Consider the following 12,605-nt stretch of genomic DNA (forward strand, 5'->3'; position numbering starts at 1 on the left):
GGCTCGGGCGGCCTGTGGGTGGCGCAGAAGGACACGCAGCTTCTCGGAAAGCCCTCCGACGACAAGGTCATTGCCGATCTGGCGGAGAAGGCCAAGGCGTCGCCCACCGGTTATGCGGACACGACCATCGCTGATGCCTCGGGCGCGGAGATCTACCGCGCCGTGGTTCCCGTCAACTTCCCCGGAATCCAGGAGCCGTGGCTTCTCTCCATCTCAGCCCCGGCAGATGCCATGGTGTCCGGTGCCATCGAGGCGCGCAACCTGATGCTGCTGACCGCCGCCGGCCTGCTGGTTCTGGCCCTGCTCGGCGCCTGGTGGGCCGCCCGTTCGCTCAGCCTGCCGATCACGCGTCTCACGAACACCATGAAGACGCTTGCACAGGGCAATACCGGCGTGCAGGTCACCGACATCGAACGCGTCGACGAAATCGGCGCGATGGCGGGCGCGGTGCAGGTGTTCAAGGATGCGCTGATCGCGAAGAAAGAGGCCGACGAGGCCGCAGCCATCGAAGCGGACGCCAAGACACGCCGCGCGCAAATGCTTGATCAGCTCACGAAGCAGTTCGAGGCCAATGTTTCCGCGCTGACCGGCGGCCTTTCCTCCGCCGCCGCGCAGATGGAGACGACCGCTCAATCCATGACATCGGTGGCCGATCAGACCACGAGCCAATCGGTGAGCGTCGCTTCAGCCGCGGAGCAGACTTCGGCCAATGTGCAGACGGTGGCCGCAGCCACAGAAGAGCTGTCGATTTCTATCCGCGAAATCGCGTCCCAGGTCGGCCAGTCCTCGCGCATTGCCGAACAGGCCGTAGCGGATGCGCAGCGCACCAACGAGACCGTGCAGACGCTGGCCTCCTCGGCGGAGAAGATCGGCGACGTGGTGCAGCTCATCAACAACATCGCAAGCCAAACCAATCTACTCGCGCTCAACGCCACCATCGAGGCGGCCCGCGCGGGCGAGGCCGGCAAGGGTTTTGCGGTGGTGGCAAGCGAGGTGAAGCATCTCGCGACGCAGACCTCGAAGGCCACGGAGGAAATCTCGGCGCAGATCGCCTCCGTGCAGCAGGCGACGTCCGAAGCGGTGGAGGCCATCCAGGCCATTGCCCGCACGATCAGCGACATGTCCCAGATCTCGGTTTCGATCGCGGCCGCCATGGAAGAACAGGGCGCCGCCACCGCCGAAATCTCGCGCAACGTGCAGGAAGCAGCGCGCGGCACGGAATCGGTGACCGGCAACATCAACGAGGTGCGTCAGGGCGCGAGCGAAACCGGAATGGCCGCAAGCAAGGTGCTGACCTCAGCGCAGGAGCTGACGCGGCATTCCGAGACGCTCACCCGCGAAGTCGGCTCGTTTCTGTCGGGCGTGAAGGCGGCATAAGCCCCTGCTTCGCATCAATGCGCAAGAGAGCCGGGCTCGATCAAGCCCGGCTCTTTTCGTCTTCAGCTCCGCTCAGACGACGAAGAAGTCGTTGAAGGCGATCTTCTTGTTCTTGCCGATATGGGCGAACACCACCTGACCGCCCGACTTGTTGCCGTTCGAGTCATACCAGAGATCGCCGGTTTTGCTGTTATAGCCGACGAAGTCGTCCTTATCGCCCGCCTTCGCGCCCAGCACGAAGTTGCCCTTCTTGAGCGCTCCCGCCTTCTTGAGCGCCGTGAACACCTTGTTCTCCAGGTGGATCACGTCGTCCTTGGCGACCCAATCCAAGATCTTGTCCTTGTTGGTCTTGGCATGGGCCTTTGTGTCGAACACGAACACATCTTTTCCCGCGCCGCCCCGGAGGATGTCGTTGCCGAGCCCGCCGGAGAGCGTGTCGTTCCCGGATGAGCCCAGGAGCGAGTCGTTGCCTGCTCCGCCTGTGATCTTGTCGTTGCCGGACGAACCGTCAATCGTGTCGTTGGAGGCACCGCCGACGAAAACATCGTCGCCGGAAGAGCCGAAAATGTTCTCCGGGTTCCGGTCGGTGACGGTGATGGTGAGGGCCTTCTCGAAAGCACCGCCCTTGCCGTCGGAGACCTTCACGCGGATCGTATGCGTTGCGGCCTGCTCGTGGTCGAGCAGCAGGCCATTCGTCGCGATGACCTTCTTGCCCGTTGCATCGAGGGCGAAGCGCCCTCCGGCATTGTCGATGAGTTCGTAGGTGAGGCTGGCACCGTCCTGATCGGTGGCCGACAGGGTGCCGACCTCGCCGCCGACAATTTCCGACACCGTCGCGTTGCTCAGCGCAATCTCCGTCGGCGCGCGGTTCGCGACAACGCTTTCGACATAGACCACGGTCCGGTCGGGGACAGGATGATCCGTATCCGTGACGGAGATCGTGAACTCCGTCACATGCTTGCTGCCCGCCTCGGCAAGTGGGCGTTCCACCGCATCGAATTGCAGCACGTCCATGATGATGGCGAGCGCATCGGGACGACCGGTGAAGGTATAGATCTTCCTGCCGTCCTTCTCCTCGAAGCCCGGCGCGGCAAGCCCTGCGGGAACGACTAGCCTGCCGTGGCTGGCATCGAAGGAAATCTTGACGGTCAGCACATCGTTCTCGTCGTCAGCGAAGACCAAGCCGCCGAAGGGGTTGACGAGAGGGCCGGTATCAACGGCGGATGTGGTGTCCTTACCGGGCTCGACATCGACATCCGGTGCATCGTTGGTGACGGTCGGACTGAGATTGATTTTGGTGAAGACTTCCGCAATTCGGTCGTTGTCGTCGAAGAGCGTGATCAAAATCACTTTCTCAGCAACGGTCTCCGCTGCTGCCGAACTCCGGTAGGTTACAGCACGGAGGAGTTCCTGCACTAGAGCGGCGGTCGCATTTCCGTTGAAGTTGATACTGATGGTGTCTTTCGTCGTGAACGGGCTCAGTTCCCCGATCTCGATTTTTACGCCGGCACTATAGACGGACACCTTGCTGCCAGGATCCAATCCATCGGAGAGTTCGATGTTTCCGGCGCTGAGGTCGATACCTAGATGGTCGGTTGCCGAGGGAACGCCCACACTGATCTCAAGCCCAATGAATTCCGTGCCATCGCCATGAGCCACGACGGCATTCGAGTCTTCATCGATGAAAACGGTGGTGCCTGCGGAGGTATCGACGGTATCCCCGTCGATATTGGAGATGTCGGGCGGAGTCGGCGGGCCGATGACGACATCGACCTCCTGAGTGACGGAGCCACCGTCCTTATCGGTCAGCGTGATTTCGATGTCACGCGTTCCGGTATGATTGGCGTTCGTATGGGTGTTCCAGTATCTGATAACGCGGATGAGCGCCTGAACCTGCGCGGCCGTCACGCCGTCAACGAAGGCAATGTCGAGGAGATGGTTGGTCGTATCGGCCGTGAACGTGCCGATCTCGGTCGTGCCCAGAAAAATCTTGGCTCCCGGCTTGACGACCCATCCGTCCACCCTGATGCCGCCCGCCACTGAATTGTGAATCTCGAGCAAATCGTCCGCATTATGCGCTTTCACGCGCACCGTGAGATGGCTGATGTTCTCGTCGCCATCCGCAACGACGGCGTCGCCATTCAGGTCGATATACTTACCGATCGTCCCGGCCCTGACCTGGATGCGGTCGCCGTCGAGATTGGCGATCGTCGGAGGCGTATTGCCTGCGTCCGGGGTCACGTCGAAGGTGACGGTTGCAGTCGCAAATCGGTGACCTGTATCGTGTGTGGTCACTTTGATGACGCCTGACGATGTATGGCCCTCGTCCGTAGCCGTGCTCGTCAATGTGATGGCACGGATGATTTGGGAAACGAATTCGGGCTCTGCTGCCGGTTCAAAGAGGAAGGCTATTTGATCTCCATTGATCCAGACCAGCTCGCCGACTCTTATGCTATCGACATAGACTGGCTTGCCACCGCTGATCCCTTCCGGGAAGGTTACCCTTGTGCCAGCGACGTCGATGCCGAGCACATGAGACAGATCACCTTCGGCGAGCTCAACTATCAGAATCTCGAGACCGTCGTCATCCGTGAGCAGGCTGTTCATTCCCACATCGACCCGGCTTTTGCCTCCGGGGGAGAGAGTGACGTGATCGCCGTTCAGATTGGCAAGGGTAGGAGCTGTATTCTCATACGTCTCTCCGCTGGCATCGGTGATGCGGTCGATTCCTTCATCGAATAGGGACTGACGTTGAGCCCTGGACAGCACGATCCCGTCGACGAGCAGATGATCCGTGAGATGCTCGCTGCCAACAATGAGGCGAGCGATGTCGAGATTGTCGATTCTGATCGTTTGGTTTTCGCTCCCAAAGAAAATGAAATCGAACCCCTCGATGACTTTGCCTCTCAGATCACTCATATCTCCGTGCAGAGCCAGTGTATCGTAGCCGTCGCCGCCATCGATCTTATTGATCCCAGCAAGCTGGGAGCCGTTTAGATCAATCGAATCCCATTCGTCCGTTCCTTGGATGACCTCGATGCTGTCCATGCTGATCCGGCGCAGATCGAAGCCACCGCGGCCGATCAGCTGAAGCGTATCGGTGCCGCCGTCGCCCTTGATCTCATCGCCCACGTTGAGATCGGTACTCAACGCCACGAAGGTGTCGGCAGCCTCCGTGCCAGTTAGGTTGTCGACTCGAGCGGTCAGGTTTTGCGTCACGCCCACCGTGCTGTCGTCGATCAAGGTCGTGACACCTTGCGCGCGCAGCTGCTCGCGCTCCTCCGGAGTGAATGTATCGCCCCGAAGGATGAGTTTTGTGCCCGCAACAGACGACCTGAGGAGCAATGCCGTGGCTTTATCCGCGAAGGTGATCGTTGCATCGGCATCGAGCACCTTGATGATGGAGAAACCGCGTACGGTGACATGAGTCAGATCGATGTCTCTGCCCTTGAAGGCCAGCTGATCGATGCTGGAGCCGTGCTGGCCGTCGATCAGCTTCACATCTTTGAGCTGATCGTCCCGCATGCGGAGATAATCCGCCGAAGAGGCCGAACCGAGGATGGTCTCGACGCTTACGAATTTGTCGACGAGATCAAGCAGGTTGAAGCCTCGTCCGGAAAGGAGAAGCGTGTCGTCGCCGCCCCCTCCGTCGATTTCATCGCCTTCACCAAGCCCGGCACCGTCCGGCTGGCCGTAATCATAAGGCGCAGGGACACCGAAATAGTCGGACTTGTCACCGCCGACCATATGATCGGCATAATTGGTCAGAAGCTGCACCGCCTCCGGCGCAACGGCGATATTCACATAGGCTTCCGTCACCGAATTATCGTGCGCTTCGATATAGAACCACGCGGTGCGGGCGATCATGAAGCTTTCGTCTTTGACCCCTCGATATGAAATGGATCGCAGGAAAAGCGCGAATTGCTCTTCCGTGATGCCGCCAACGAACGTGAAGCCGACGAAGATATTGCCGTGGGAAGGGTCTTCAGGGTTGGCATCGACAGTGGTGATCGTCGCAACGGGAGCGCCATCCACGAAGACAGTCGTTCCGGCCTCGAACTTTCCGGAGAGCGAAACGCGACCGCCCGAGGTATCGATCTCAATCGAATCGATGGCGGATCTGCCCTCCATGAAACTGACGAACATGGAGCGGGGTGCCGATCCTCCAAACGAGACGCTCACATCGCTGCCGGCATCGAGCTGAACCAGAGGCCCGCCGCTGCGGACTTGAACCCTGTCGTTGTGAAGATTTTCGAGCCTAATGGACCCGACCTGCGGGGCCGGATGCTCTGGCAGCGCAGCTGAGAGGGTTTGAACAGAGACCGCTTCGACTGTGTCCGAAGCTTCACTGCTGGTTCTGATCGGCATGCGGTGTCCTTGCGACTGTCGCTGGCAGAGCTGCCAGGGCAATTGCAAGCATAGGTAACTTAGTTACCTTTTGCCAGGGCTTAGGTTTTATTCCCCGTCCGGCTCCTTCGCCGGGATTTCTTCACCATCAATCGCGATGAGCTTCTGGCGGACCCGCTCCAGACCTTGGCTGAGGCGGTCGAGTTCTTCGGCCATGGCGTCCTGCATGGCGGCGGCGGCGGTGGGGAATTCTTCCAGCACGCGGCGCATGAGGCTCGGGGTCACGCGGATGATTGTGGAGGCTTCCTGGGCTGTCGCGGTGGCGGGGCGGGCGATGCGGGTGAAGAGGGCCGCCTGGCCGATCAGGGAGCCCGGGCCTGCCAAGAAGGCGGCAGGCGAGCCTTCCTCGTTGGCGTCCAACGCGATGGCGCCCCGGCTCACAACATAGCCGCCATCGGAACGGTCGCCCTTGCGGAACAGCACGTCGCCCTCGCGGAGCGAGCGACTTTCCGAGGCGAAGGCCACGAGGCGCAGGGCATCCCGCTCCAAAAGGTTGAACAGGGGCGCTTGCGAGAGGATCGCGATATCGTCGTCGAGAGCCATGGTTTTACGGGATCAGCTTGTAGCCGCCCGGCTCGGTCACCAGGATGCGGGCATTGGACGGATCGGCCTCGATCTTCTGGCGCAGCCGGTAAATATGCGTTTCCAGCGTATGGGTCGTGACGTTGGAATTGTAGCCCCAGACTTCGGTGAGCAAGGTATCGCGCCCCACCACCGCCTGACCGGCGCGGTAGAGATAGCGCAGGATCGCGGTTTCCTTCTCCGTGAGCTTGAGCTTCGAGCCCTTCTCGTTGGTGAGAAGCTTCGAGCCCGGGCGGAAGGTGTAGGGCCCGATCTGGAACACCGCATCCTCGCTCGCCTCGTATTGGCGCAGCTGCGCCCGGATGCGGGCGAGCAGCACGGCGAACTTGAAGGGCTTGATCACATAATCGTTGGCGCCCGCCTCCAGGCCCATCACGGTGTCACTGTCCGAATCCTGGCCCGTGAGCATGATGATGGGGCTGCGGAAACCGTTCTGGCGCATGACTTTCACGGCCTCGCGGCCATCCATGTCGGGCAGGCCCACATCCATGATGGCGAGGTCGATCCGGTCACCCTTCACCGCCTCGATGGCGGCGCCGGCCGTTTCCACGACGGTGACCTGGAATTCCTCGTGCAGGCCCAGCTGCTCGGACAGGGTGTCGCGCAGGTCCTGATCGTCGTCCACGACGAGGAGGCGGCTGGCATTCGACATCTCAAACCCTTCAAACAATGAACAACGAAGAAGCTGGGCAGCTCCCAGGGACGAACCCGCGTCCGTTCCCTGTCCTGAGGCGCAATCGTCAGCTCAATCGGCATAAGCTGTTGAAGCTCCGCCGCGGTGAAGCTTCACGCTTTCCGATCACGCTCGTTGCATTAGAGTAGTCATTCCCAGCTTGACAACAAGGGGCAGGGTCCGCCCTTCCACGGCTATGAAGCGCACCAGCGTCAATGTGATCCGCGTCCACCGCTCCCCGCTCGACCATCGAAAGGGGCGGCTCACGGCCGGAAATCTCACCCTCCCCTGCGCCATCGGGCGCTCCGGAACGGTCCGCGCCAAGCGCGAGGGCGATGGCGGCTCTCCGGTCGGGCGGTTTCGGTTGCTCCAGGCCTTCTACCGGTCCGATCATGGCCCGCGCCCGCGCACCGGCCTGAAGCTGAAGCCGATCCGGCCTTCGGACGGCTGGTCCGACGATTCCTTGGACAGACGCTACAACACTCTCGTGCCGCTCCCCTGCCCCACGAGTCATGAGAAGATGTGGCGGGAGGATCATCTCTACGACGTGGTGATCGACATCGCCTGGAACCGGGGACCGATCCGACGAGGGCGCGGCAGCGCCATCTTTCTCCACCTCGCCCGCCCCGGCTTCCTGCCCACCGAGGGCTGCGTCGCCGTGGAGCCGCGCATGATCCGGCGGCTTCTGGAACGGATCGGGCCACACACGCGCATCGAGATCGTCGGTTGACCACGTGATCCTGATCGCGACCTGTTCCGAGTACCCTCACCCGACGCCGAACCTGGAGGCACTGCTGGCGGCCTTGCGCGCGCTCGGCGCGAAGGCGGATTTCGTGCCCTGGAAGACGACCGATCTCGACGTCTTCACGGCAACTGACGCGGTGCTGCCCTTGTGCTGCTGGGATTATTACGACGATCCCGAGCGCTTTCTGCAATGGATCGATGCTCTCGAGGCAGCAGGCGCCAAACTGCTCAACACCCCTGCCCTGCTGCGCTGGAACTTCCGCAAGACCTATCTTCTGGAAATGGCAGCGGCGGGACTTGCGATTCCCAAGACCTTCCATCTTCCGGAAGCTCGTTCGCAAATGATTGCGCAACGGATGGAAGACGAAGGCTGGCAGACTGCTGTGCTCAAGCCCGTTTCCAGCCAAAGCGGCCATGGGGTGCAGAAGCTCGATATGTCCGAGCGCGACCGCTGGCCTGTCGACCCGCACGCCGGCGAGATGCTGCTGCAGGAATTCCAATCCGATATCGCCTCTCTCGGCGAGACGACGATGACCTTCATCGACGGTGTCTTCTCCCATGCGGTCCGGCGCGTGTTGCGGCCGGGCGAGTGGAGAGCCAATCCTCAATTCGGCATCACCTACGAGCGCGTCTCGCCCCGCCAGGACATGATCGATGCGGGTGCGGCTTATGTCGTGCATCTTCCGCAAAAGCCGCTTTACGCGCGCGTCGACGGCATCGCGCGTGAAAGCGGCTTCATGCTGACCGAGCTGGAGTTGATCGATCCCTATCTCTATCTCGAATTCGCACCAGGCAGCGCCGAGCGCATGGCCAGATCCATTCTCGGGAGAGTCGGATAGGAGAATGCGGAGTTGATCCGCACTCTCCCTCTCGCATCACCGGCTCACGGTTTCATAGAACATTTCAGGCGCATCGATTTCCTTCAGCCTGCCCTTTTCGATGACGAGGAAGCGCGTGCCGATGGTTTTGACGAAGCTCCTGTCGTGGGACACCACGATGCAGGTGGCATCCGAATCCAGGATCTCCTCCTCGAGCTGCTCGCGCCCCGGAATGTCCACGTGGTTGGTGGGTTCGTCCATGAGATAGAAATTCGGATCGGACAGCCGCAGCGCGAGAAGCCCGAGTCGCGCTTTCTGGCCCGGCGAAAGCCGTTCGATACGCAATGTCTGACGCTCGATGGAAAAGCCTGCCTCCGCCAGAACCGCGCGGCTTCTCTGATCACCAAGCCTGAAACGCGACAGGATGAAATCATGCGCCGTAGTGCTTTTCGGCAGCTGCGACATGTCCTGATCCACATAGCCGAGGGCAAGGCTTGGGCTCACACGGATACCGGACATTCCATTCTGCTGCGACATCGCCTGATGCAGCAGGCGGACGAATTGCGACTTGCCGGCTCCGTTCGGCCCGAGCAGTACGATGCGGTCGCCTTGCGCGACTTCGAGCTTCGGGATCGTGAAGAGCTTTCGCTCGTCCGGCGCCTGCACCGTCACATTCTCTAGCGCGACGAGCACGCGCGCATGAGTGCCGCGATTGGCAAGCCTGATCTCGCCATGCCGCTCTTTATGCGTGGCGCGAGCCGTCTGCTCCAGTGCATCGGCGCGGCGCTGAATCTGTGCGGATTTCACCTGCGCCGCGTCGCTGCCGCTGTTGATGCCCACATTGCGTAGCTCCGAGGCGCTCTGGCGCAGGCGCTTCACTTCGCGCAGCGTCTTCTCCCGCTGCGCTTTCGCCACCGCATCGTGTTCCTCCAGCAAGGCGCGGGCGCGCCTGTAGGGATGCGCGAAGGACAGGGATTCCTCCGGACGCAGGAAGAGCGTTTTCGTGGTGCAGGCGTCGAGAAAATCGCGGTCATGGCTCGCGATCACGATGGGCGTGGCATAGCCCGCATTGGCGATCCATTCCTCGAGCTGAAACAGCTTATCGAGATCGAGATGATTGGTGGGTTCGTCGAGCAGCAGCATGTCAGGCTCTGTGATCCAGGCCCGCGCGATCAGCGCAAGGCGCTGCCAACCGCCGCTGAGCGAGCGCACCGGCAGATGCCGCAGGTTCTCAGGCGTCTCGAACTGATCGAGCACCACATCCACGCGCCATTCCTGGCCCTCCCGCTCCTCAGGTGGAAGGGCCTGGAAAAGCGCCTCGTGAAAGGACAGGTCAAGCAGTTGCTCCGGCGCGTCCTGCTCCACGAAAGCGACGCGCAAGCCGCGCGAGCGCACGATCTCTCCATGGGTCGGTTCGGTGAGGCCTGCGAGGCATTTGAGAAGGGTCGATTTCCCTGCGCCGTTGGCGGCGACAAGGCCGAGGCGGTCGCCCTCGCTGATGACGAGGTTCAGGTTCTGGAACAGGGGATTTTGGGCAATGACGGTAACATTGCGGAGGCTCAAGGAAGCCATGGGAATTCTCACTGGTGGGCGCGTTTCCGTTGAGGATGCGCAAAAGTCTTGAACGTGTCGGACGCGCCGCAATCACAGGGCGCGAATAAGCCGTTCAGAGCTGACCAGGAGAAAGATTGAAGGCGAGAAAGCGCCTAGATCCGTTCGATGGTCGGCCCTGCAACAAGCTGCTGCAGGGCGTGCCAGGGGCCGAACATGCGATGCTGGTATTGCTCACACATGCAGCCCTCCCTTGGTTCGAACGTTGAGCGATGAGTCGAAATTTACCGACAAAGGGGATGGGATGCAATCCCTATGGGACGCGTCTGAAGATTTCGGAGGCTCAAGCCTCGCTTAACCGCTTGCGCGCAATCTCCACATAAGACTTCTCCGCCTCGAACCCGATGAAGCTGCGGCCCAGGCTTTTCGCGGCGACGAGCGTCGTGCCGCTGCCGCAGAAAGGATCGAGCACGATCTGGTTTTCGCGCGTGGTGAGCTCGATGAGTGCCTGCATCAGGCGAACGGGCTTTTGCGTCGGATGCAACCCGCCCTCCTTCGGCATGAAGCCGAGATCGAGCACGTTGTCTGGATCGGACATGTATTTCAGGAAAGCATCCTGATTGTATGCGCCGACGCCATGAATGAGCGCATTGTCCGCGAGCGTCGCGCCGATCTTGTAGGGTTTGGTGAGCCATAGAACCGGCTCGAAGGTGGGACGCAGGTTGCCGACGCGCCAGCCGTCCCATTCTCGTGCAGCGTCTTCATCGCCGCGCCGTTCATAGACCGCGCTCAGGCGTTGCGCGCGATGGGGCGCGCGCTCGCGCATCCAGGCGAGCATATCCTTGTAGGAGAAGCCTGAATCTTCCATCGCGGCGATGCAGCGGTGGGCGAGCCTACGGCCTGCAAAGACGAGCGCCGAACCTCCGGGCTTCAGCACGCGCAGCCATTCCGGCGCCCATGTGAGGCACCATTCGTAATATTCGCGCGGAATGGCGCGGTCCGCTTCCGACCAGCCGTTGATGGGCTTGCCGCGCTTCTTGAACACCGCGCCCGCCTTCGCCTGCGCAGGGCTCGAACCGAGATAGGCGGAATTGGTGTTGGTGTGGAGCACATCCCAATCCTCGGCGCCGATGCCATAGGGAATGTCGCTCAGGATCAGATGCACGCTCTCGTCGGGCAGCGTCTTGATGAGGTCGATGGAGTTGCCGGAGAGCACGTCATCGAGCGGCAATGCGCTTTCTCCAGCCCCAGGGGCTGGAACAATGCGACGGCGATGGACGGTATCGTGCCTCACTTAAAAACTGCTTCAAACCAAGGAGATGTTGCGAGAAAGGATGCTCTTTCACTGCCCGTGAAGCTCTCAGCCGTCAATCTCGTTTGGTTTTGGTGGAGCCCTATCTTTGCAAGCCGGGGCTAGCATCCCCATCTCAAGTTCAGTTGAAACGAAAGGCTGCTCCCGCATGCGTCTTCTGATCGCCTTGATCCTGCCCTGGCTGACCTTTTTCACCATCGGCCGGCCCTTTGCCGGTCTGATCTGCCTGATCCTGCAGGTGACCGTCATCGGCTGGCTTCCGGCGGCGATCTGGGCCGTCTATGCGCTGAGCCAGTTCAACACTGACCGCAAGATTGCCGACGCCCTGGGGCAACGGGCGCGCCGATAGCCGAAAAGGTCAGAACCGGCTCAATCCTTCTTCGACCTCGCCCCAAAAATCGCGCTGCCCACCCGCACATGGGTGGCGCCGAGCTGGATCGCCTCGTCGAAATCGGCGCTCATGCCCATGGAGAGCACCTTCAGCCCGTGCTTCTTTGCTATGGTGTTGAGGAGCGCGAAATGCGGTGACGGCGGGTCCTCCGCCGGGGGAATGCACATGAGGCCCTCAATGGTGAGGCCGTACTTCGTGCGGCATGCCTCCAGGAAGGCATCGACCTCGCCCGGCGCGACGCCGCCCTTCTGCGGCTCCTCGCCCGTATTCACCTGAACCAGCAGGCGCGGCGCCCTGCCCTGCTTGGCGATCTCCTTGGCGAGCGCTTCGGCGAGCGACGACCGGTCGAGGGTGTGGATCACGTCGAAGAGTTCCACCGCTTCCTTCGCCTTGTTGGATTGGAGCGGGCCGATCATGTGCAGCTCCACATCAGGGAAGCGGCTCCGCAGATCCGGCCACTTGGCCTTGGCCTCCTGAACGTAGTTCTCGCCGAACACCCGCTGGCCTGCGGCAAGAACCGGCTCGATGGCCTCTGCCGGGAAGGTCTTGGAGACGGCCACCAGGGTGATCTCCGAGGGCGCGCGCTCGTAATCGGACGCGGCGCGGCGGATCGCCTCCCGCACCTCCTGCAGACCCTCAACCGGGTTGTTCTCGCTCATGGGACCCTCTCAAAGCCGTCTTCGCACGCGCGAAACCGTTGACCGCGCGGGAGAGCTGTGTCCTAGTCCGCCGCAACCCGGCAGCGCAAGC

At 61.4% G+C, this 12,605-nt stretch carries 10 protein-coding genes; 4 read left to right on the forward strand and 6 right to left on the reverse strand.

Going from position 1 to position 12,605, the window contains the following annotated elements; genetic code table 11:
- A partial coding sequence (locus MHY87_RS07270) for a methyl-accepting chemotaxis protein (protein ID WP_239350729.1) occupies nt 1-1,377 on the forward strand: 1,377 nt, incomplete at its 5' end.
- Nucleotides 1,378-1,449: 72 nt separating this feature from the next.
- Here MHY87_RS07270 and MHY87_RS18850 read toward each other — a convergent pair.
- The 3 genes from MHY87_RS18850 to MHY87_RS07285 form a co-directional block, all read right to left on the reverse strand.
- Nucleotides 1,450-5,745, reverse strand: a complete 4,296-nt coding sequence (locus MHY87_RS18850; RefSeq protein WP_304611114.1) for a hypothetical protein — start codon at nt 5,743-5,745, stop codon at nt 1,450-1,452.
- An 87-nt stretch (nt 5,746-5,832) separates the two neighbouring features.
- Nucleotides 5,833-6,327, reverse strand: a complete 495-nt coding sequence (locus MHY87_RS07280; RefSeq protein ID WP_239350731.1) for a cyclic nucleotide-binding domain-containing protein — start codon at nt 6,325-6,327, stop codon at nt 5,833-5,835.
- A 4-nt stretch (nt 6,328-6,331) separates the two neighbouring features.
- Nucleotides 6,332-7,018, reverse strand: a complete 687-nt coding sequence (locus MHY87_RS07285) for a response regulator transcription factor (RefSeq protein WP_239350732.1) — start codon at nt 7,016-7,018, stop codon at nt 6,332-6,334.
- Between the two features lie 217 nt (nt 7,019-7,235).
- Between MHY87_RS07285 and MHY87_RS07290 the strand changes: the two genes are divergently transcribed.
- Nucleotides 7,236-7,769, forward strand: a complete 534-nt coding sequence (locus MHY87_RS07290; protein WP_239350733.1) for a L,D-transpeptidase — start codon at nt 7,236-7,238, stop codon at nt 7,767-7,769.
- Between the two features lie 4 nt (nt 7,770-7,773).
- Nucleotides 7,774-8,622, forward strand: a complete 849-nt coding sequence (locus MHY87_RS07295) for a RimK family alpha-L-glutamate ligase (protein WP_239350734.1) — start codon at nt 7,774-7,776, stop codon at nt 8,620-8,622.
- 36 nt (nt 8,623-8,658) lie between these two features.
- On the opposite strand, the gene MHY87_RS07300 is transcribed toward MHY87_RS07295, so the two are convergent.
- On the reverse strand, nt 8,659-10,173 hold the full coding sequence (locus MHY87_RS07300; protein ID WP_239350735.1) for an ABC-F family ATP-binding cassette domain-containing protein: 1,515 nt from the start codon (nt 10,171-10,173) through the stop codon (nt 8,659-8,661).
- Nucleotides 10,174-10,495: 322 nt separating this feature from the next.
- The gene (locus tag MHY87_RS07305; RefSeq protein ID WP_239350736.1) at nt 10,496-11,383 is read right to left on the reverse strand and encodes a site-specific DNA-methyltransferase; all 888 of its coding nucleotides are present in this window, start codon (nt 11,381-11,383) and stop codon (nt 10,496-10,498) included.
- Nucleotides 11,384-11,612: 229 nt separating this feature from the next.
- On the opposite strand from MHY87_RS07305, the gene MHY87_RS07310 reads away from it, so the two are divergent.
- A complete protein-coding gene (locus MHY87_RS07310) occupies nt 11,613-11,813 on the forward strand; it encodes a YqaE/Pmp3 family membrane protein (protein WP_239350737.1) in 201 nt (66 codons plus the stop codon).
- Between the two features lie 20 nt (nt 11,814-11,833).
- Here the strand turns inward: MHY87_RS07310 and MHY87_RS07315 are convergent, their stop codons facing one another.
- Complete coding sequence (locus MHY87_RS07315; RefSeq protein ID WP_239350738.1) at nt 11,834-12,514, reverse strand: YggS family pyridoxal phosphate-dependent enzyme; 681 nt, start codon at nt 12,512-12,514, stop codon at nt 11,834-11,836.
- Between the last annotated feature and the right edge of the window lie 91 nt (nt 12,515-12,605).

The organism is Microvirga sp. ACRRW (genome assembly GCF_022346925.1).
Lineage (GTDB): Bacteria > Pseudomonadota > Alphaproteobacteria > Rhizobiales > Beijerinckiaceae > Microvirga.

Coding starts and splice junctions, on each gene's coding strand:
- MHY87_RS07315 (WP_239350738.1), bottom strand. CDS start 12,514: ATGAGCGAGAACAACCCGGTTGAGGGTCTGCAGGAGGTGCGGGAGGCG.
- MHY87_RS07280 (WP_239350731.1), bottom strand. CDS start 6,327: ATGGCTCTCGACGACGATATCGCGATCCTCTCGCAAGCGCCCCTGTTC.
- MHY87_RS07310 (WP_239350737.1), top strand. CDS start 11,613: ATGCGTCTTCTGATCGCCTTGATCCTGCCCTGGCTGACCTTTTTCACC.
- MHY87_RS18850 (WP_304611114.1), bottom strand. CDS start 5,745: ATGCCGATCAGAACCAGCAGTGAAGCTTCGGACACAGTCGAAGCGGTC.
- MHY87_RS07300 (WP_239350735.1), bottom strand. CDS start 10,173: ATGGCTTCCTTGAGCCTCCGCAATGTTACCGTCATTGCCCAAAATCCC.
- MHY87_RS07285 (WP_239350732.1), bottom strand. CDS start 7,018: ATGTCGAATGCCAGCCGCCTCCTCGTCGTGGACGACGATCAGGACCTG.
- MHY87_RS07290 (WP_239350733.1), top strand. CDS start 7,236: ATGAAGCGCACCAGCGTCAATGTGATCCGCGTCCACCGCTCCCCGCTC.